The following is a 19,209-nucleotide window of genomic DNA, read 5'->3' as shown; positions in this document are numbered from 1 at the left end:
CGGGTCAGGTCCACCGGGGGCCGCTCGGCGCCCGCGGTGGAGGGGTCAGCTGTTGACGGCTTGGACATAGTCGGCGTACGCGTCCCTGATTGCGGAAGGGGAGAGGTCGAGGTGTTCCAGGATGGTGTAGCGGCCCGGGCGGGTGTTCGGAGCGTAGTGCACCGCCTCGGTGAACTCCGCTTCGGTGAAACCCATCTGAGCCGCGGTCACCGGCAGCCCGTGGCTCGCCAGGCGCTCCACGATCAGACCGGTCAGCTCGCGCTCGCCCCGCAGGAAGCTGGCGAACGCCGCGCCGAGGCCGACCTGTTCGCCGTGCTGGGCGGAACGCTTGGGGTACAGCACGTCCAGGGCATGCGAGATCTCGTGGCAGGCGCCCGACGAGGGTCGGGTGCTGCCCGCGATGTTCATCGCGATGCCGGACAGTACCAGGGCTTCCGCGAGGGCCGTCAGGAGGTCCTGGTCCTGAATGTTCCCTGGGTGCCGGAGCAGGTTCTCACCGGCCGAGCGGGCCATCGCGACGGCCAGCCCGTCCACCGGTTCGCCGGTGACGGTGTGCGACAACTCCCAGTCCGCGCAGGCCGAGATGTTGGAGACGACGTCCCCGATCCCGGCCGCCACGAAGCGCTGCGGGGCCTGCCGGATCACGTCCAGGTCGACGATGATGCCGATCGGGCCGGGGACCCCGTAGGAGCCCCGGCCGGCGTCGTTGTCGAGGGTGGAGACCGGGGAGCAGATGCCGTCGTGGGCGAGGTTGGTGGCCACCGCGACCACCGGCAGGCCGACCCGGGCGGCGGCGTACTTGGCGGCGTCGATGATCTTGCCGCCGCCGAGGCCGACGACCGCGTCGTAGTGCTTGCCGCGCATCTCCTCGGCGAAGCGCACCGCGCTGTCGAGGCTGCCGTCGTCCACGTTGTACCAGTCGGCGCCGGGCAGGGCCGGCTCCAGGCGCGCGCGCATCGCGGCGCCGGAGCCGTTGCTGATCGCCACCGCGATCCGGCCCGAGGCCGACAGCCTCTGGTCCGCGAGGATGCCGCCGAGCGCGTCCAGCGCGCCCGGGCGGATCTCCGCGAACAGCGGCGACGGGACCAGTCGGGTCAGTACTGGCACGCGATCTCCCGGGCCTTCGCCAGGTCGTCGTGGTTGTCGACCTCGACCCAGGAGACCTCGCCGATCGGCTGGACGTCGATCCGCAGGCCCCGGTCGACCATCTCCTGGTAGCCGTCCTCGTAGTACAGCTGGGGGTCGCGCTCGTAGGTGGCGCGCAGCGCGTCGGTCAGGTCGGCGGCGGCGGCCGGGTTGATCACCGTGACGCCGATGTACTCGCCGGTCGCCTCGGCCGGGTCCATCAGCTTGGTGATGCGGCGCATGCCGGCGGCCGGGTCGACGACGACCTTCATCTCCTCGTCGGCGAGCTTCTTCACCGTGTCGAGGGCGAGCAGGATGCCGGGGGCCCGGCCCTCCTCGACGAGGCGCTGGTTGCCCTCCAGCATGGTGCGCTGGACGGAGGCCGGGTGGACGGTGTCGCCGTTGGCCAGCAGCAGGCCCTCGGCGAACAGCTCGCGGGCGCACCAGAGCGAGTAGGCGTTGTTCCACTCCTCGGCCCTGTCGTTCTCGACCAGGTGGAGCTTGACCCCGTACTTGCTCTCCAGGGCGTCCTTGCGGTCGTACACCGCCTCCTTGCGGTAGCCGACGACGATCGCCGCGTCGCGCAGTCCGACCTCGGCGAAGTTGCCCAGGGTGAGGTCCAGGACGGTCCGCTCCCCGTCGACCGGCACCAGCGCCTTGGGCAGGGTGTCGGTGTACGGGCGCAGCCGGCGGCCGGCGCCGGCTGCCAGAACGAGGCCGATCATGCGGGGTCTCCTGATCCGTGGTGCGTCGTGCGGTCCGCGCGGGGATGTGCCGACGGGCCCGGCGGCGCTGTCGCCGGTCGGCCCGGCGTACGGCCGGGCCCGGCGGCGGCGCGCCGGACCGGCACAGATCCGGGCAGCGTGTCGTAAGCGATGGTAGGCGACCCGGGCGACGCACCCGAACGCGGCCGGAGGCGCCGGGGTGACGACACGGTGGAGGTGCGGTGATCGAACAGGATGGGAACGGATACCGAACTGGCCTTCGGGACGAATGACCCTTCCGGGGCGTCCCGGACCGATTCCGGTACGGATCCGGACCGCCCCGCGTCATGATCCGCCCGGTTGTGCGTGGGACCCGTCCGGACCGCCACCCATACGGCAGACTGGAGCCCGACGACGGCGCCGGTGCCCGCGCCGCGTCCCGAGCCCCCCGACGGGTGCCCACGACGCGCTCGACGCTCCCGTTGCTCCCGCTCCCCCCTTCCGAAAGAGGCCCCATGCCCCAGAGTCCGCCGACCGACCCGACCCACTTCGCCGCCGAGATCGACAGCGGCCTGGACGTGGAGACAGACGTGACGGTCGACCCCCGGGCCACCGCCCCCGCGAGCACCGGGATCCTGCTGGAACTGGTCGACGACGAGGGCGTCACCATCGGCACCGGCGAGAAGCTCTGGGCCCACCAGCAGCCGGGCCGGCTGCACCGGGCCTTCTCGGTCTTCCTGTTCGACCGCCAGGGCCGGATGCTGCTGCAGCGCCGGGCGCTCGGCAAGTACCACTCCCCCGGCGTCTGGTCGAACACCTGCTGCGGGCACCCGTACCCGGACGAGCCGCCCTTCGTGGCCGCCGCCCGGCGCACCGCCGAGGAGCTGGGCCTCGCGCCGGCGCTGCTCTGCGAGGCCGGCACCGTCCGCTACGACCTGCCGGACGAGGCCACCGGGCTGATCGAGCGGGAGTGGAACCACCTGTTCGTCGGGCTGGTCACCGCGCCGGTGCGGCCGAACCCGGAGGAGGTCGAGGACTTCGCCTTCGTGACCGCGCAGGAGCTGCGCGAGCTGCGGGCCGAGCGGCCGTTCTCGGTCTGGTTCGAGACCGTCTTCGAGGCCGCGCTGCCGGGGATCCGGGAGATCGCCGGTCGGGACTGGTAGCGGACGGGAGTCCGTGGGGGTGGCCGTCCCCGGCCGGGGGCGGCCGCCCTCGTGCGAGGGGGCGCCGTCCCCGTGCGGGAGGGCGCCCGTCAGGACCCGGGCTCCGGGGGGACGGGCAGCGAGGCCCAGATGACCTTGCCGCCCTCCCCCGTGTGCTCGACGTCGCACACCCCGCCCGCCTGGAGGGTGACGCTCTTCACCAGCAGCAGGCCGCGCCCGCCGGTACGGCCGGTGTCGCTCTCCAGGGCCTTCGGCCGGTACGGGTCGCCGTCCTCGACCGAGACCCGCACCCAGCCCCGGCGCACCGACAGCTCGGTGGTCACCTCGGGCGACAGCTCGGCCGCGTGCTTCACCGCGTTGCCGACCAGCTCGGAGACGATCAGCAGCACGTCGTCCACCAGCTCCTGGTAGCGCACCCCGGTCATGCCCTGGGCCAGCAGGCGGTCCCGCACCGCGTGGCGGGTGCGCGGCACGGAGGCCTCGACGGCGGGCACCCGGAAGCGCCACACGCCCTCGACGGGACCGTCGGCCGTCGGTCGGCGGCCCGACCGGGCGCCGCGTCTCGGCTCGGCCTTCGCCGCCCCGCTGATCTGCTCCACGTCCAGCCGCCCTTCGTCCGCGACCCGGGAATCAGGCGATCCGCATCATGGCGCCCTCGGTCCACAGAGGCTAGGAGAGCGGTCGGTGCCTCCGTGGCAGCGTCGACAAGTTGCCCGTGTCGGATCGGTTCCGACCGGAATCGATCGCGGGCGGGGGCTTAACGGATCGTTTGCTTCGCCCTCGCCACCGCTTCGCCCGGTGTTCGAGCCCCCTCGCGAGCCGGCCCGGCCGGTCCGGACGGGCCGGGCGTCCCACGGCCCCGGCCCCTCGGACGGGGGCGTGGCGGGGACGGCGGTGGGGGCCGAGGTGGAGGCCGCGGTGGGGCCGAGGAAACGCAGGTGAGAAGCACTCCGGAAGCCTGGTAATGTTCTCTCTGTCGCCGAGGGGGCGAGAGAAAAGCCCCCGAAGCACACACCCTGTCCGGGTGGCGGAATGGCAGACGCGCTAGCTTGAGGTGCTAGTGCCCTTTATCGGGCGTGGGGGTTCAAGTCCCCCCTCGGACACAATCGAAATTCCCCGTGGAATCCGAAAGGATCCCGCGGGGAATTTCTTTTTTCCGGCCCACGGCCGACTCCCCCTCGCGATCCACCGCCGACGGCGGTGTGGCGCCGGTCTCGTTGAGCGGTCCCGGCCGTCCGGAAACCGGACACGAGATGGCAACGATCGGGCGGTTTGAGCTTCCTCTGAGGTATTCGCCCCATTTGGAACCATAGGCTGCTGGGGTTTGTCCGGAATACCGACCCAAAACCGTAAAAGCGCCGACACCATCCGCTGAACCCCGAGCGAGAGGACCGATACGTTGAGTGAGCCCGATTCGCCCAAGGCATCACACCAGAACTACCGCCGATCGCTCGGCACGATCAGCCTGACCGCGGTCGGGCTCGGCTCGATCATCGGCTCCGGCTGGCTGTTCGGCGCCGAGCGGGCCGCCAGGCTGGCCGGCCCCGCCTCGATCCTCGCCTGGGTGATCGGCGCCGCCGTGGCGCTCACCATCGCGCTCACCTACAGCGAGCTCGGGTCGATGTTCCCCAAGGCCGGCGGCATGGTCCGGTACGGCCAGTACTCGCACGGCTCGCTGGCCGGCTACCTGGCCGCCTGGGCCAACTGGATCGCCATCGTCTCGGTCATCCCGGGTGAGGCCACCGCGTCCGTCCAGTACATGAGCTCCTGGCACTTCGACTGGGCCAAGGGCCTGTACGACGGCAAGGAACTCACCCTCAGCGGGGTGGCACTGGCCAGCGTGCTGCTGGTCGTGTACTTCGTCCTCAACTGGTTCGCGATCACGCTGTTCGCCAAGACCAACACGGCGATCACCGTGTTCAAGGTCGTCGTGCCGACGCTGACCGCCGGCGCGCTGCTCCTCGCGCACTTCGACACCTCGCACTTCACCCAGCCGGGCGGCTTCGCCCCGAACGGCTGGAGCGCGGTGTTCACCGCCGTCGCCGTCTCCGGCATCGTCTGGGCCTTCAACGGCTTCCAGTCGCCGCTCAACCTGGCCGGCGAGGCCCGCAACCCCGGCAAGTCGCTGCCCAAGGCCGTCATCGGCTCGATCCTGATCGCCCTGGTGATCTACGTCGCGCTGCAGATCGCGTTCATCGGCGCCATCCCGGCCGCCGACCTGTCGAACGGCTGGAGCAGCCTCTCCTACACCTCGCCGCTCGCGGACCTCGCGATCGCCTGGGGCATCAACTGGCTCGCGCTGCTGCTCTACGCGGACGCCTTCGTCTCGCCGTCCGGCACCGGCATGATCTACGCCGCCACCACCTCGCGCATGATCCACGGCGTGCAGGAGAACGGCCACCTGCCGAAGCTCTTCGGCAAGGTCGACGCCAAGACCGGCATCCCGCGCCCGGCGCTGCTGCTCAACCTGGTGGTCGCCTTCCTGTTCCTCGCGGTCTTCCGCGGCTGGGGCTCGCTGGCCGAGATCGTCTCCGTCGCCACGGTGATCTCGTACATCACCGGCCCGGTCGCCGTGATGGCGCTGCGCCGCCTCGCGCCGGACCTCCAGCGCCCGGTGAAGCTCAAGGCCATGCCGGTGATCGCGCCGGTCGCGATGGTCTTCGGCTCGCTGGTGCTGTACTGGGCCCGCTGGCCCCTCACCGGCAAGGTCATCCTGCTGATGGCCGCCGGTCTGCCGATCTGGGCCTGGTACGAGCTGCGCAAGCCCTTCGAGCAGTTGAAGCCGCACCTCAAGGCGGGCGCCTGGATGATCGCCTACCTGTTCGTGATGGCCGGGGTCTCCTGGGCCGGCAGCTCCGACTTCGGCGGGCACGGCTACCTGCCGGAGGGCTGGGACCTGCTGATCGTGGCCGCGATCGGCCTGGCCTTCTACTACTGGGGCGTCGCCAGCGCCTGGGCCAACCCCTCGCTGGCCGAGGTGCGCCGCGAGCTGGCGGCCGAGGCGGAGGCTGAGGCGTCCGCCGGGGCCGCGGAGCCTTCGCGGGTCTGAGCGGGTACACAGCAAGGAAGGGCCGGTCGGGTTTCCGACCGGCCCTTCGGCGTCGCCGGGGCGGGAGACCTGGGCGGGAGGCCGGGGCGGCCCGGGTCAGCCCCGGCGGGCGCGGCGGATCGCCGAGGTGAGCAGCGGGGGCAGCAGGTCCTTGGCGGCGCGCTTGGCGACGTTGACCGGGCGGCGCGCCTCGGCGGCGCGGGCGCGGCGGGCGGCGAGGTCCAGCGCGGCCTCGTCCCGGGCCGTCCGGTACGCGTCCTCGGGCGCCGGCGCCCCGGCCGCCCCCGGCCGGTGCCGGGAGGGGCGGAACGGCCGGATGCCCTCCGTACTGCCGGTCATCCGCAGCACCTGCCGGTGGTTGAGGGTCTCGGCGCTGAGCTCGCAGCCGACGGCGAGGTCCACCCGGTCGAGCAGGTCGCGCTGGAACGGCTCCGGGTCGCCCCAGGTGCCGTAGAACTTGCACTCGGTGAGCACGATCGGCCTGAGGCCGTGGTTGAACACCGCCTCCCAGGTCGCCGCGGCGACGCCGGGGGTGTGCTGGGACCGGTAGTCGTCCAGGACCACGACGCCCTGGTCCTGCAGCGCGGTCCGGGCCACCTGGAGGTCGCCCACCACGTGCTCGTACAGGTGCGAGGCGTCGATGTGGACGAAGCGGTAGGCCCCCGCCGGGACCCGTCCGCCCGCGAGCGCCGAGGTCGGGGCCTGGACGATGTCCGGCAGCCGGTCGTGGAAGGACAGGTAGTTGGCCTCGAAGGCCGAGCGGGTCAGCGTCTTCCGGTAGGAGTGGTCCATCTCGCTGGAGTTCTCGTCGTCCGGCGCGTCCGAGTCGAACAGGTCACAGACGGTGAACGTCTCCCCGGGCCGGAGGTGCTCCCCGATCACGATCGCGCTGCGGCCGAGGTAGGCGCCCATCTCCATGAGGTGGCCGGTGACGCCCCGCTCCGCCTGGCGCCCGAGGAACCACTCGAAGGAGTGCCGGTCGTGGTCCCAGAACCATCCCGGTACGTCCTCCAACACGGCCGGCCCGACGGGCTGCTGCGGTTCGCCCTTCAACGCGGTGTCGGTCACGGGATGCTCCTTAGCAGTGCGGATGACCTGCGGGTTCCGAGCCGCACCTCGGCGCGGTGGCGGCCTGCCCGGCCCCGGGCACGGACCGGATCACCGCTCGTGCACGAGGCGCCCCCCATCGACAGTAGGCCCCCGCCGCGGAGTCCGCCGCCCACCGCGACGGGTGCCCTGTCCGGCCGAGGCGGGATCGGCTCTTGTGCGCGGCCGTCCGGCCGCCTTGACTGACCTTCCGACTCGCCCTGTCGGCCGAACGGCGGCTGACCAGTGGAAAGGACGATCCGTGGAGCAGGAGTACGCGGAGTACGGCGACCAGTACATCGACGGCGCCTGGCGGCCCTCCCGGGACTCCGGCACGATCGCCGTGCTCAACCCCGCCACCGAGCGGGTGCTCGCCACCGTACCGGCCGGTGCGGCGGCCGACGTCGACGCCGCGGTCGCGGCGGCCCGCCGGGCGGCCCGGGGCTGGGCCGCCGCCACCCGCGAGGAGCGGCTGGCGCCGCTCACCCGGCTGCGGGACGGACTGGCCGACGCCCAGGCCGAGATCACCTCGACCGTGGTCGCCGAGCTGGGCGCCCCGGTCGGCTTCGCCGGGGCCGTGCACGCCGGGCTGCCGCTGACCGTGGCGACCTCGTACCTGAGCCTGCTGGCCGGCTACCCCTTCGAGGAGCGGATCGGCAACTCGGTGGTGTTCGCCGAACCGGCCGGGGTGGTCGCGGCGATCACGCCGTGGAACTACCCGCTGCACCAGATCGTGGCCAAGGTCGTCCCGGCGCTGGCGGCCGGCTGCCCGGTGGTCCTCAAGCCGGCCGAGGACACCCCGCTGGTGGCCCGGCTGTTCGCCCGGCTGGTGGACGAAGCCGGCTTCCCGGCCGGGGTGTTCAACCTGGTGACCGGCACCGGGGCGGTCGCGGGCGCGGCGCTCGCCGCCCATCCGGAGGTGGACGTGGTGTCCTTCACCGGCTCCACCGCCGTCGGCCGGCAGGTCGCCGAGGCGGCCGGGCGCGGGCTCAAGCGGGTCGCGCTGGAGCTGGGCGGCAAGTCCGCCAACGTGGTGCTGCCGGGCGCCGACCTGGCCCGGGCGGTGAACGTGAACGTCGCCAACGTCTTCGCCAACTCCGGCCAGACGTGCAGCGCCTGGACCCGGCTGCTGGTGCACGCGGACCAGTACGAGGAGGCGGTCGCGCTCGCCGCCAAGGCCGCCGAGAAGTACGTCCCGGGCGACCCGGCCGACCCGCGGACCCGGATCGGCCCGCTGGTCAACGCCCGGCAGCTGGAGCGGGTGCGCGGCTACCTGGCGGACGCGCTCGCCCAGGGCGCCCGGCTGGTGGCCGGCGGTCCGGAGCCACTGGCCGAACTCCCCACCGGCCACTACGTCCGGCCGACCGTCCTCGCCGACGTCACCCCGGAGATGACGGTGGCCCAGGAGGAGGTGTTCGGCCCCGTCCTGGTGGTCCTGCGCTACGACGACGAGGACCACGCCGTCGAGATCGCCAACGGCACCGCCTACGGGCTGGCCGGCGGCGTCTGGGCGGCGACCACCGACACCGCCGCCGCCTTCGCCCGCCGGCTGGACACCGGACAGGTGGACCTCAACGGCGGCCGGTTCAACCCGCTGGCCCCGTTCGGCGGTTACAAGGACTCCGGGCTCGGCCGCGAGCTGGGGCGGCACGGACTGGAGGAGTTCCTGCAGTACAAGTCGCTCCAGTACTAGGAGACTTGACGGCCGGGGCGGGGCGCCCGACCACCGGGCCGCCGAACGGAAGGTTCGGCGGCCCGGTGTCACGGCGGGCTCCTCCGGCCCGGTCGGAGCAGGGGCCGGCCGGAGCAGGGACCGGTCGGGCCAGGGGCCGGTCAGGCCAGGTCGACGCCCGGGTAGAGCGGGAACGGTGCCAGCAGGTCGGCGGCGCGCTTGGCGATGCCGTCGCGGAGAGCCTCGTCGAGGGCGTAGTTCGCCTTGGAGGGAGCGCCGTTGGCCGTGGTGGTGGGGGTGGTGCCGCGCAGGACGGTGTCGATCAGGGCGGCGATCTCGTCCATCTCGGCGGTGCCCAGGCCGCGGGTGGTGAGCGCCGGGGTGCCGAGCCGCACGCCCGAGGTGTACCAGGCGCCGTTCGGGTCCTGCGGGACGGAGTTGCGGTTGGTGACGATGCCCGAGTCCAGCAGCGCCGCCTCGGCCTGACGGCCCGTCAGGCCGTAGCCGGAGACGTCGGCGAGCACCAGGTGGTTGTCGGTGCCGCCGGCGACCAGCTTGCCGCCGCGGCGCAGCAGGCCCTCGGCGAGCGCCCGGGCGTTGTCGACCACGGCGCGGGCGTAGGTGCGGAACTCGGGACGGCGGGCCTCGGCGAGGGCGACGGCCTTGGCGGCCATCACGTGCGAGAGCGGGCCGCCGAGCACCAACGGGCAGCCGCGGTCCACGTGTTCGGCCAGGGCGGCGGTGCTGAGCACCATGCCGCCGCGCGGGCCGCGCAGGGACTTGTGGGTGGTCGTGGTGACGATGTGGGCGAACGGCACCGGGTCGTGGTCGCCGGTCAGCACCTTGCCCGCGACCAGGCCGGCGAAGTGCGCCATGTCGACCATGAGGGTCGCGCCGACCTCGTCCGCGATCTCGCGCATCCTGCGGAAGTCCACCAGCCGCGGGTAGGCGGAGTAGCCCGCCACCAGGATCAGCGGGCGGAACTCGCGGGCGGTCTCGCGCAGCGCGTCGTAGTCGATCAGGCCGGTGACCGGGTCGGTGCCGTAGCTGCGCTGCTCGAACATCTTGCCCGAGATGTTGGGCCGGAAGCCGTGGGTGAGGTGGCCGCCGGTGTCCAGCGACATGCCGAGCATCCGCTGGTTGCCGAGCTCCTGGCGCAGCTCGGCCCAGTCCTGCTCGGTGAGGTCGTTGACGTTGCGCACCGCGGCCCGCTCCAGGGCCGGGCTCTCGACCCGCTGGGAGAGCACCGCCCAGAAGGCGGTGAGGTTGGCGTCGATGCCCGAGTGCGGCTGGACGTAGGCGTGTTCGGCACCGAACAGCTCGCGGGCGTGCTCGGCGGCGATCGCCTCGACGGTGTCGACGTTGCGGCAGCCCGCGTAGAAGCGGCGGCCGACGGTGCCCTCGGCGTACTTGTCGCTGAGCCAGTTGCCCATGGTGAGCAGGACGGCCGGGGAGGCGTAGTTCTCGCTGGCGATCAGCTTGAGCGAGGCGCGCTGGTCCTCCAGCTCCCGGCCGATGGCGGCGGCGATCCGGGGCTCCACGCCGGCCACCACGTCCAGGGCGCTGCGGAAGGAGGTGTCGGCGGCGGGGCTCGCGGTGGTGTGGGGCGTCTGCTCGGACTGGGCCATGGCGGTCTCCTGGTGGGGATGCGGGGCGGCCCAGGCGCTCGGCAACGACGTGAGGATCCACGGGACCGCTTCCCGATGGTCGATTCCATCCCTACGCGCCAGTCGCGGTCCTCCGGGATCGTACCAATACCCCGGGGACTGTGGCGGAGGTCTCAGAATGCGGAACGGGCCGTCCGCTTCGGTGCGGTATGTCCGTTCTCCTGCAACGGCCGTGTTGCGGGGAAATGAAGCCGCCACAATTCCCGAAACAGTCCGGCAGGAATTCCCGTGGAGTGCCTTCCGGTGATTTGCGGAAGGCCGGACGCATCCGATCTGATGGCGCTCGAACGGCCGCCGGGAAACCCCCGGGAGCCGGTTCGGAAATGCCCACCAGCGCACCCTCACCCATGGGGCGGCGGAGAATTCGGGGAGTACGCCTCTCATGGCAGCGGTCGACACAGTCGCAGTTACCGGTCCGGCCCCCGGGCCGACCCCCGGACCGGCCGCACCGAGCCTGCTGCGCCGGGTGCTGCGCGACCGGGTCGGCGCCGCCGCCTCCGCCGTCGTCCTGCTGTTCCTGCTGCTCGCCCTGGCCGCGCCGCTGGTCGCCGCCCTGTACGGGAAGAACCCGGTCGAGCACTACGGCCAGAACACTCCCGGCCTGCTCAGCGACGGCGGCCTGCCGATGCTGCCGAACGGCGGGATCTCCGGCGAGTTCTGGTTCGGCCTGGAGCCCGGCCTCGGCCGGGACGTGCTGACCCAGCTGCTGTACGGCATCCGCACCTCGCTGCTGATCGCCTTCGCCGCGGCCGCCGTGACCACCACGCTCGGTGTGCTGGCCGGGGTCACGGTCGGCTACCTCGGCGGGATCGCGGACCGGCTGTTCGGGTTCCTCGCCAATGTGCTGCTGGCCTTTCCGACCCTGCTCCTGCTGCTCGCGCTCAGCCCGGTGATCCAGTCCCGACTGGTCGATCCGGGCGCCGCGGAACCGGAGTGGATGCAGTTCCTGGTGCTGATCCTGGTCTTCTCCGCGTTCGGCTGGATTCCGCTCGCGCTTTCCCTCCGGGCCACCGTCCGCTCACTCCGGGAAAGGGATTTCGTGCAGTCCGCCCGGGCGCAGGGGGCGAGCCGCCTCCACATCGTCGTCCACGAACTGCTGCCGAACGTCCGCTCCCAGCTGATCGTGCACGCCACCATGGCCGTACCGACCTTCGTCGCGTCCGAGGCCGCGCTGTCCTTCCTCGGCGTCGGCATCACCGAGCCCGTCCCCGACTGGGGGCGGATGATCTCGCGCGGCTCGGAGGTCTTCCAGGCCGACCCGACCTACCTGGTCTTCCCGGGCGTGGCCCTGCTGGTGTTCGTGCTCGCCTTCAACCTGCTCGGCGACGCCCTCCGGGACGCGCTGGACCCGCGCCGCGCCCGCTGAGCCCCCCTTCCGCTTCCGCTTCCCGTTCCGCTTCCCCTGATCAACCATCCGAGCCCGCCCCGACCGGACGTGTCGGGGCAAGGAGGGATTCGCCATGCGCTGGACCAAACCGTCGCTCGCCGTCATCGCCACCGCCCTGCTGGCGACCTCCTGCTCGGCAGGCGCCGGCAGCACCGGCTCCGCCGCCGGCGGGGCCCCGGCCAAGGAGACCTCGCCGCTGACCGCGGCGCTCGGCACCGAGAAGGACAGCGCGGGCCCCGCCCCGGCCGTCCCCGGCGCCCGCCCGGGCGGCACGGTCAACGTGTACAACAGCGTCGAGTTCCGCCACCTGGACCCGCAGAAGGTCTACGCGGGCGCCTCGTACAACGCCTCGCTGCTCTGGGGCCGCCAGCTGACCCAGTACCAGGTCGTCGACGGCAAGGCCAAGCTGGTCGGCGACCTGGCCACCGACACCGGCACCCCGACCGACGGCGGGCGCACCTGGACGTACCGGCTCAAGGAGGGCGTGGCCTGGGAGGACGGCAAGCCGATCACCGCCCAGGACGTCAAGTACGGCATCGAGCGCACCTTCGGCAAGGGCTACGAGGTCGGCCCGCCGTACTGGCCGCAGTGGCTCACCGGCGAGGCCAGCTACGAGGCCGCGCGCGCCAAGTACGCCGGACCGCAGGCCGGTGACCTGGACGCGATCGGGACCCCGGACGAGTGCACCCTGGTCTTCCACTTCCCGCAGCCGCAGGCCGACGTGCCGTACATGGCCGCGCAGTCCTCCTCCTCGCCGGTGCGCCGGGACAAGGACACCGGGACGGACTACGACCGGCTGCCGTTCGCCAGCGGCCCGTACCGGATCGTCGAGCACGTCCAGAACACCCGCATGGTGCTGGAGCGCAACCCGGCCTGGAAGGCGGAGACCGACCCGATCCGCAACCAGTACCCGGACAAGTTCGTGTTCACGTACGGCAAGGAGGCGCTCAACGGCAACCAGGAGATCCTCTCCGGGCGGGACGGCGGCGCCAACGCCACCACCGCCTCCGACGAGCTCTCCCCCGAGCTGTACCGGTCCGCCGACACCGACCCCAAGGCCAAGGACCTGGTCGTCTCCGGCCGCCGGGGCGCCTTCGTCACCCAGCTGGTGATCAACAACGAGCGGGTGCCGGACGTCGAGGTGCGCAGGGCCCTCAACCTCGCCTACCCGCGCCAGCAGGCCCGGCAGGTCCAGGGCGGCTCCCGGACCGGCGAGCTCGCCACCACGCTCAGCTCGCCCGCGCTGATCGACTGGCAGAAGTACGACCTCGACCCGGCCAGGCCCGAAGGCGACCCGGAGGCCGCCAAGGCCGCGCTCGCCAAGGCCAAGCAGGCGCCGGCCAGCCTGACGTACGCGTACAAGAACACCCCGGACGGGCAGCGCGTCGCCCAGGTGCTGGTGGACGGCTTCGGCAAGGCGGGCATCACCGTGGTGCCCAAGCCGATCGACCCCAAGGCCTTCCTGGACGAGGTGCACCGGGCGGACTCGCCGTACGACCTGTTCGAGGAGACCAGCTCCGTCGACTGGCCGACCCCGTCCACGCTGATCCCGTTCTCCTTCGACGGCCGGGCCGGCAGCGACATCAACTCCGCGCGCTACCGCAACCCCGCGGTCGACAAGGAGATCGACCGGATCAACCAGATCGGCGAACCGCGCGCCAAGGCCAAGGAGCTGTACGCGCTGGAGCAGACCGTGATGAAGGACCTGCCGGTGCTGCCGCTCACCTACCCGACGGTCAACCAGCTGCGCGGCAGCAACGTCGGCGGGGCGTTCATCCACCCGATCTACGGGGCGGTCGGGCTGACCTGGCTGTACCTGAAGTCGTGACGGCTCGGGGGCCTCTGAGGCTGACACTCCGAGGCCCCCGGCTCCCGGCCCGTCCCCGTTTCCGTTTCCGTTTCCGTCCCGTCGACCCCGGACCGGCCATGCTCTCCTTCGCCCTGCGGCGGACCCTCCAGGCGCTCGGCGTCCTGCTCGCGGTCTCCGCCGCCGCCTTCGCCCTCTTCTACGCCGCGCCCGCCGACCCCGCCCGCGCCGCCTGCGGCCCGCGCTGCGACAGCGGACAGATCGCGGCGGTGCGCCAGAGCATGGGCCTGGACCAACCACTGCTCGCCCAGTACACCGACTACCTGGTCGGCGTGGCCGCCGGGCGGGACATCAACGACGTGGACGGCTCGGTCATCCACTGCGCGGCCCCCTGCCTCGGCTACTCCTACCGACTGCACCAGCCCGTCACCGAGGCGCTGGCCGAGCACCTGCCCGTCACCTTCTCGCTGACCGCCGGGGCGCTCGCCGTCCTGCTGGTCCTCGGCCTCGGCACCGGGTTCGTCTCCGCGCTGCGGCACGGCCGCCGCACCGACCGGCTGCTGTCCGCCTTCACCCTGGTCGGCGCGAGCGTGCAGATCTACTTCCTCGGCTACCTCGCGCAGTGGGCGCTGGTGTACTCCACGGGCCTGCTGCCGCTGCCCTCCTACACCCCGCCCGGCGAGGACCCGGCGGCCTGGGCGGGCGGGATGCTGCTCCCCTGGCTCGTCCTCGGCTTCGTCAACTCGGCCGTGTTCGCCCGGCTCTCGCGCTCCCAGCTGCTGGAGACCATGAACGAGGAGTACGTCCGCACCGCCCGCGGCAAGGGGCTGGGCCGGCTGCGCGCCCACCTCAAGTACACCTCGCGCGGGGCCGCCGGGCCGCTGGTGCAGCTGCTCGGGCTGGAGGCCGGGGTGCTGCTCGGCGGGGCGGTGATCACCGAGACGGTGTTCGGGCTGAACGGGGTCGGGCGGTTCGCCGCCCAGGCGGTGTCCGGGCAGGACCTGCCGGCCGTGGTCGGCGCGGTGCTGCTGGCCGCCTGCTTCGTGGTGCTGTTCGTCGCGCTGGCGGACCTGGCGGTGGCCTGGCTCGACCCGCGCATCCGACTGGGCTGAGAGGAGCCGCAACGATGAAGTCTCCCGAATCCCAAGGTGGTCGTGCGATGGATGCCGAACCGGTGCTCAGTGTCAGGGACTTGACGGTCCAGTTCGCCGATCCGCGCGGCGGCGCCCCGGTGACCGCCGTCCGGGGCCTGTCCTTCGACCTCGCGGCGGGTGAAGTCCTCGGCCTGGTCGGCGAGTCGGGCTCCGGGAAGTCCACCGTCGGACTGGCCCTGCTCGGCCTGCACGACCCGCGGACCACCACCGTCACCGGCTCGGTCCGGCTGGACGGAACGGAGTTGGTGGGCGCCCGGGAGTCCGTGCTGCGCGGAGTGCGGGGTGCCCGGGCCGCACTGGTCTTCCAGGACGCGCTCACCTCGCTCAGCCCCTTCCACGGCGTCGGCGCCCAACTCGCCGAGATGTACCGGCTGCACCACCCGGCGGCCGGGCGGGCCGAGGCCAGGCGACGGGCGGCCGCGATGCTCGACCGGGTCGGCATCCCCGCCGCCCGCCTGCGCGACTACCCGCACCAGTTCTCCGGCGGGATGCGGCAACGGGTGATGATCGCGATGGCGCTGATGAACGACCCGAAGGTGCTGGTCGCGGACGAGCCGACCACCGCGCTGGACGCCCGGGTCCAGCGCCAGGTCCTCGACCTGCTGGGCGAGTTGCAGCGCGAGCACGGCACGGCGGTGCTGCTGGTCAGCCACGACCTCGGCGTGGTCGCCGGAACGACGGACCGCACCCTGGTGCTGCGCGACGGCGCCGAGGTCGAGTCCGCGCCGACCGGCGAACTGCTCGCCGCGCCGCGCCGCCCGTACACCCGCGCCCTGGTGGGCGCGGCGCTGCGGCTGGACTCGGTACCGGGCAGCGCACTTCCGACGGTCGACGATCCCTCACCCACCAGGACGTTCACGCCCAGGCCGACGGCGGCCGGGCGCCCCGAGCGCCCTGAGCGACCCGAGCGGTGGCTGGTGGAGGTGGAGGAGCTCTCCGTGCACTTCCCCGGGCGGCGGCGCCTGCCCTCGCTCCGGGCCGAACCGGTCCGGGCCGTGGAGGGGGTGAGCCTGCGGATCGCCCCGGGCGAGACGCTCGGGCTGGTCGGCGAGTCCGGCTCCGGCAAGTCCACCACCTCCCGGGTGCTGGCCGGGCTGCAACGCCCCACCGGCGGACGCGTCCGCTACGACGGCCAGGACGTCACCCGACCGGACCGGGAGCTGCGCCGCCGGCTCAGCCGGGAGATCCAGCTGGTCTTCCAGGACCCGTACGCCTCGCTCAACCCGCGCCGCACCGTCGCCCAGACCCTCGACACCCCGCTGCGGCTGCACACCCCGCTGGACGCGGCGCAGCGGCGCGAGCGCGCGGCCGAACTGCTGGAGCAGGTCGGGCTGCCCGCCGGGCACCTGGACCGCTACCCGCACGAGTTCTCCGGCGGGCAGCGGCAGCGGATCGGCATCGCCCGGGCCCTGGCGCCCGAACCGCGGCTGATCATCGCGGACGAGCCGGTCTCGGCGCTCGACGTGTCGGTGCAGGCGCAGGTGCTCAACCTGCTGATGGAGCTGCGCGAACGGCTCGGCGTCGCCTTCCTGTTCGTCTCGCACGACCTCGCGGTGGTGCGGCACTTCTGCGACCGGGTCGCGGTGATGCACCGGGGGCGGCTGGTGGAGTCGGCCGACCGGGAGCGGCTGTTCGAGGCACCGCACACCGAGTACACCCGGGAGCTGCTGGCGGCGGCGCACTGAGCGGCGGTCGGAGCGGCGCGGGGGTGGGTTGGCGCGACCGGGGGGTGATCCCGCCCTGCGGGCGCTGCCGCCAGGTGCTGCTGGACTACTTCCCGCAGGTGCGGATCATCGTCGGACGGGGTTCCGGGCTGCGCACCGTGCCGGTGCCGGAGCTGTTGCCGGAGTCGTACGTCTGGGCCGACCACCAGGAGGGCTGAGCGGGCGGCCGGGCACCGTCGTTCGGCTTTCGTTCTGCTGCGCGAGCACGGCTCCAGGCGTTAGCGTGCTGGCGACGTGACGTCGCTCACCGCGCCGCGGACGTGGAGCCGCAGCGCCGGCCACCGAAGGGGGCACATTGTCGGACGACCTGCTCATCGCGAAGATCAATCACGGTTTCGACCACCTCGACGCCGACGGGGACGGTCTGCTCACCGAGCGGGACCATGTGCTGATGGGCCACTCGGTGGCCCGCTCGCTCGGCCACCAGGAGGGTTCGGAGGCGGAGGCCGTGATCGTCCGCGCCTATCTGACGGTCTGGCACGACCTGCACCTCGCCGGAAGGCCCGCCGGAACGGAGGCCATCACCCGCGAGCAGTTCGTCGCCTCGACCGGCGCGCTCGCCGACGACCCGGAGGCCGCCCGGGAGATCCTCGGCGCCCTGGCCGAGGCCTTCCTCACCGTCGCCGACGCCGACCGCAGCGGCACCGTGGACGCCGGAGAGTTCTTCGTGTTCCAGCGCGGCCACTTCGCGGGGCTCTGCCGCGACGACGCGGACGAGGCCTTCCGCCGGCTCGACCTCGACGGGGACGGGACGCTGTCGGCCGCCGAGTTCACCAGCGCGATCGTCGAGTACTGGACCAGCCGCGACCCGGAGGCGCCGGGCAACTGGTGGACGGGGAAGCCGCCCGCCTCGCTCTGACCGCGCGGACGCGGGCGTGGGCGCGGACGCGGGCGTGGGCGCGGACGCGGGCGTAAACGCGGGCGGATCGTCCCGGTCGGTCGGCCGGGACGATCCGCCCGATCGCGGTGCCGATCAGCGCCGACCCGCCCTCGAGGGACGCCGACTGACGCTCACCACCAGACAGACCCCGGCCACCACGATCGCCCCGCCCGCCAGGGTCGGGCCGGTCAACGGCTCGGCCAGGATCAGCCAGCCCAGCAGCACCGCGACCACCGGGTTCACGTACGCGTAGGTCGCCACCAGGGTGAGCGGGGCCGAGCGCAGCAGCCAGGCGTACGCGGTGAAGGCGAGCAGCGAGCCGAACACCACCAGGTAGGCGAGGGCCAGCCAGGACCGGCCGGAGACGGCCGCCGGGTCGAACCCGTGCTGCTCACCGCGGGCCAGCCCGACCAGCAGGTCGCACAGGCCGCCGGCCAGCATCTGGTACGCGCTCGCCGCGAGCACGTTGCCCGGCATCGGGATCTTCTTGCTCGCGAAGGAGCCGGCCGCCCAGCAGAGCGTGGCGCTGATGATCAGGACCACGCCCAGCGGCTCGATCGACCCGCCGATCGCGGGGGCGGACAGCACGCCGAGGCCCACCAGGCCGAGCAGCACCCCGGCCAGCTCGGCGCGCTTCGGACGCTCCCCGCCGCCGAAGGCCGTCAGCAGCACCATCCAGAGCGGCACCGCCGCCACCAGCAGGGCGGCCAGCCCGGAGGGGACGGAGGTCTCGCCCAGCACCACCAGGCCGTTGCCGCCGGTCAGCAGCAGCAGGCCGACCAGTGCCGAGGAGGCCAGCTGGCGACCGCTCACCCGCAGGGCCGCCGGGCCCTGGCGGACCAGCAGGAAGCCGACCAGCAGCAGACCGGCGGTGAGGAAGCGGGCGGAGGCGGAGAAGAAGGAGGGCATCGTCTCGACGACGATCCGGATCCCGAGGTAGGTCGAACCCCAGACCGCGTAGACCACGGCGAGGGCCGCCCAGACCGCGCCGGAGAGCCGGGCGGGGGCGGGGGCGGTGGCGGACGCGGGCTCGGTGGCGGGGGCTGCGGCGGGCGCGGCGTCGGTGGCGGGGGCTGCGGCGGGGACTACGTCGGTGGGACCGGACTGGGTGCTGCCGGGGGTCGCCGCCGGTGGCGGGGAGGCGGGCGATGTCATGTGTGTCCCCCTAGGACGGTGCTGGCTGAACATTCGATATGACAGCGCATCGGCGGCCCGGAGCGCCAGTGGGTTCCACGGATCGGTTGGCGGCACGTACCGTGGGCGCTCCCCCAGCGAGGAGGTCGAACCCGTGTCCGCGCCCGAGCAGGCCCCACCGGCGGAAGCGGCGCTGCCGTTCTTCGTGTACGGCACCCTGCGCAGCGGCGGCCGCAACCACGCCGTCCACCTGGCCGGACGCTGCGCCGCGATCCGCCCGGCGGTGCTGGAGGGCGCCGCCCTGCACGAGGGGCCGGGGTTCCCGTACGCGGTGCCGGACCCGACGCCCGGCCGCCGGGTCGTCGGCGAACTGGTCACCGTACGCCCCGGCGCATACCCCGGAGCGCTCGCGGCGCTGGACCGGCTGGAGGAGTGCCGGGCGGACGGCACGGGGCTGTACGTACGGCGCCGGCTGGTGGTCCGGACCGCGGCGGGCGAGCCGTGCGAGGCCTGGGTGTACCTCGCCGGGCCGGCGGCCGAGGCACGGCTGCGCGCCCGGCCCGCGCTGATCGTCTCGGGGGACTGGGCCGACCGGTAGGGCCGACGGCCGGCGGGCGACAGATGACAGATGACAGATGACAGAGTTCAACTTTCAGA

Annotated in this window: 15 protein-coding genes, 1 tRNA gene, 1 pseudogene and 1 riboswitch; of the genes and pseudogenes, 11 read left to right on the top strand and 6 right to left on the bottom strand. The window is 73.0% G+C overall.

What is annotated here, in order from left to right:
• Nucleotides 1–45: 45 nt before the first annotated feature.
• Nucleotides 46–1,107 (bottom strand): iron-containing alcohol dehydrogenase family protein, encoded by a 1,062-nt coding sequence (locus tag ACFXOZ_RS11550; protein ID WP_375885238.1) that lies wholly within the window; start codon nucleotides 1,105–1,107, stop codon nucleotides 46–48.
• Nucleotides 1,095–1,850 carry a sugar phosphate nucleotidyltransferase gene (locus tag ACFXOZ_RS11545; protein ID WP_375885235.1) on the bottom strand — a complete coding sequence of 252 codons (756 nt, stop codon included), beginning with the start codon at nucleotides 1,848–1,850 and terminating at the stop codon, nucleotides 1,095–1,097. The genes ACFXOZ_RS11550 and ACFXOZ_RS11545 overlap by 13 nt, the downstream gene beginning before the upstream one ends.
• Before the next feature lie 494 nt (nucleotides 1,851–2,344).
• Here ACFXOZ_RS11545 and idi point away from each other — a divergent pair, with 494 nt between their 5' ends.
• Nucleotides 2,345–2,992, top strand: a complete 648-nt coding sequence (gene idi, locus ACFXOZ_RS11540; RefSeq protein ID WP_380522615.1) for an isopentenyl-diphosphate Delta-isomerase — start codon at nucleotides 2,345–2,347, stop codon at nucleotides 2,990–2,992.
• Nucleotides 2,993–3,081: 89 nt separating this feature from the next.
• On the opposite strand, the gene ACFXOZ_RS11535 is transcribed toward idi, so the two are convergent.
• The gene (locus ACFXOZ_RS11535; RefSeq protein WP_375885231.1) at nucleotides 3,082–3,591 is read right to left on the bottom strand and encodes an ATP-binding protein; all 510 of its coding nucleotides are present in this window, start codon (nucleotides 3,589–3,591) and stop codon (nucleotides 3,082–3,084) included.
• 419 nt (nucleotides 3,592–4,010) lie between these two features.
• Here ACFXOZ_RS11535 and ACFXOZ_RS11530 point away from each other — a divergent pair.
• Nucleotides 4,011–4,095, top strand: a tRNA-Leu gene (locus ACFXOZ_RS11530).
• A 296-nt stretch (nucleotides 4,096–4,391) separates the two neighbouring features.
• Entirely contained in the window at nucleotides 4,392–6,041 is a 1,650-nt protein-coding gene (locus tag ACFXOZ_RS11525) for an APC family permease (protein WP_380589583.1), read from the top strand.
• A gap of 96 nt (nucleotides 6,042–6,137) precedes the next feature.
• On the opposite strand, the gene ACFXOZ_RS11520 is transcribed toward ACFXOZ_RS11525, so the two are convergent.
• Complete coding sequence (locus ACFXOZ_RS11520) at nucleotides 6,138–7,109, bottom strand: class I SAM-dependent methyltransferase (RefSeq protein WP_380589580.1); 972 nt, start codon at nucleotides 7,107–7,109, stop codon at nucleotides 6,138–6,140.
• Between the two features lie 280 nt (nucleotides 7,110–7,389).
• Between ACFXOZ_RS11520 and ACFXOZ_RS11515 the strand changes: the two genes are divergently transcribed.
• Entirely contained in the window at nucleotides 7,390–8,820 is a 1,431-nt protein-coding gene (locus tag ACFXOZ_RS11515) for an aldehyde dehydrogenase family protein (protein WP_380522611.1), read from the top strand.
• A gap of 140 nt (nucleotides 8,821–8,960) precedes the next feature.
• Here ACFXOZ_RS11515 and ACFXOZ_RS11510 read toward each other — a convergent pair whose 3' ends face one another.
• Nucleotides 8,961–10,427 (bottom strand): glycine hydroxymethyltransferase, encoded by a 1,467-nt coding sequence (locus ACFXOZ_RS11510; RefSeq protein WP_380589577.1) that lies wholly within the window; start codon nucleotides 10,425–10,427, stop codon nucleotides 8,961–8,963.
• A 21-nt stretch (nucleotides 10,428–10,448) separates the two neighbouring features.
• Nucleotides 10,449–10,543: riboswitch (ZMP/ZTP riboswitch) on the bottom strand.
• A gap of 305 nt (nucleotides 10,544–10,848) precedes the next feature.
• Between ACFXOZ_RS11510 and ACFXOZ_RS11505 the strand changes: the two genes are divergently transcribed.
• The 6 genes and pseudogenes from ACFXOZ_RS11505 to ACFXOZ_RS11480 all read left to right on the top strand — a co-directional run bounded on the left by ACFXOZ_RS11505 (nucleotide 10,849) and on the right by ACFXOZ_RS11480 (nucleotide 17,397).
• On the top strand, nucleotides 10,849–11,832 hold the full coding sequence (locus tag ACFXOZ_RS11505) for an ABC transporter permease (protein ID WP_380589575.1): 984 nt from the start codon (nucleotides 10,849–10,851) through the stop codon (nucleotides 11,830–11,832).
• A 94-nt stretch (nucleotides 11,833–11,926) separates the two neighbouring features.
• Nucleotides 11,927–13,681, top strand: coding sequence for an ABC transporter substrate-binding protein (locus ACFXOZ_RS11500; RefSeq protein WP_380589572.1), 1,755 nt, complete (start codon nucleotides 11,927–11,929; stop codon nucleotides 13,679–13,681).
• Between the two features lie 98 nt (nucleotides 13,682–13,779).
• Nucleotides 13,780–14,772, top strand: coding sequence for an ABC transporter permease (locus ACFXOZ_RS11495; RefSeq protein WP_380522607.1), 993 nt, complete (start codon nucleotides 13,780–13,782; stop codon nucleotides 14,770–14,772).
• Between the two features lie 47 nt (nucleotides 14,773–14,819).
• Nucleotides 14,820–16,499 carry a dipeptide ABC transporter ATP-binding protein gene (locus ACFXOZ_RS11490; RefSeq protein WP_380589569.1) on the top strand — a complete coding sequence of 560 codons (1,680 nt, stop codon included), beginning with the start codon at nucleotides 14,820–14,822 and terminating at the stop codon, nucleotides 16,497–16,499.
• A gap of 23 nt (nucleotides 16,500–16,522) precedes the next feature.
• Nucleotides 16,523–16,696: pseudogene (locus ACFXOZ_RS11485) on the top strand (cytidine deaminase); the annotation flags it as partial.
• 137 nt (nucleotides 16,697–16,833) lie between these two features.
• The gene (locus ACFXOZ_RS11480; protein WP_380522605.1) at nucleotides 16,834–17,397 is read left to right on the top strand and encodes an EF-hand domain-containing protein; all 564 of its coding nucleotides are present in this window, start codon (nucleotides 16,834–16,836) and stop codon (nucleotides 17,395–17,397) included.
• A 114-nt stretch (nucleotides 17,398–17,511) separates the two neighbouring features.
• On the opposite strand, the gene ACFXOZ_RS11475 is transcribed toward ACFXOZ_RS11480, so the two are convergent.
• Nucleotides 17,512–18,573: an EamA family transporter gene (locus ACFXOZ_RS11475; protein ID WP_380589566.1), complete on the bottom strand. Its 1,062-nt coding sequence runs from the start codon at nucleotides 18,571–18,573 to the stop codon at nucleotides 17,512–17,514.
• Between the two features lie 133 nt (nucleotides 18,574–18,706).
• Between ACFXOZ_RS11475 and ACFXOZ_RS11470 the strand changes: the two genes are divergently transcribed.
• The gene (locus ACFXOZ_RS11470; RefSeq protein ID WP_380522603.1) at nucleotides 18,707–19,150 is read left to right on the top strand and encodes a gamma-glutamylcyclotransferase family protein; all 444 of its coding nucleotides are present in this window, start codon (nucleotides 18,707–18,709) and stop codon (nucleotides 19,148–19,150) included.
• Nucleotides 19,151–19,209: the final 59 nt, after the last annotated feature.

The sequence above is a fragment of the Kitasatospora sp. NPDC059160 genome (genome assembly GCF_042755465.1).
In the GTDB taxonomy this organism is placed as follows: domain Bacteria; phylum Actinomycetota; class Actinomycetes; order Streptomycetales; family Streptomycetaceae; genus Kitasatospora.
The sequence above is the reverse complement of the archived record's forward strand: the minus strand, read 5'-3'. Positions and strand labels throughout refer to the sequence as shown.

What these genes read in the sequence shown, in the direction of transcription:
- ACFXOZ_RS11510 (WP_380589577.1), bottom strand. Translation starts at nt 10,427, where the DNA reads ATGGCCCAGTCCGAGCAGACGCCCCACACCACCGCGAGCCCCGCCGCC.
- ACFXOZ_RS11545 (WP_375885235.1), bottom strand. Translation starts at nt 1,850, where the DNA reads ATGATCGGCCTCGTTCTGGCAGCCGGCGCCGGCCGCCGGCTGCGCCCG.
- ACFXOZ_RS11475 (WP_380589566.1), bottom strand. Translation starts at nt 18,573, where the DNA reads ATGACATCGCCCGCCTCCCCGCCACCGGCGGCGACCCCCGGCAGCACC.
- idi (WP_380522615.1), top strand. Translation starts at nt 2,345, where the DNA reads ATGCCCCAGAGTCCGCCGACCGACCCGACCCACTTCGCCGCCGAGATC.
- ACFXOZ_RS11500 (WP_380589572.1), top strand. Translation starts at nt 11,927, where the DNA reads ATGCGCTGGACCAAACCGTCGCTCGCCGTCATCGCCACCGCCCTGCTG.
- ACFXOZ_RS11490 (WP_380589569.1), top strand. Translation starts at nt 14,820, where the DNA reads ATGGATGCCGAACCGGTGCTCAGTGTCAGGGACTTGACGGTCCAGTTC.
- ACFXOZ_RS11505 (WP_380589575.1), top strand. Translation starts at nt 10,849, where the DNA reads ATGGCAGCGGTCGACACAGTCGCAGTTACCGGTCCGGCCCCCGGGCCG.
- ACFXOZ_RS11495 (WP_380522607.1), top strand. Translation starts at nt 13,780, where the DNA reads ATGCTCTCCTTCGCCCTGCGGCGGACCCTCCAGGCGCTCGGCGTCCTG.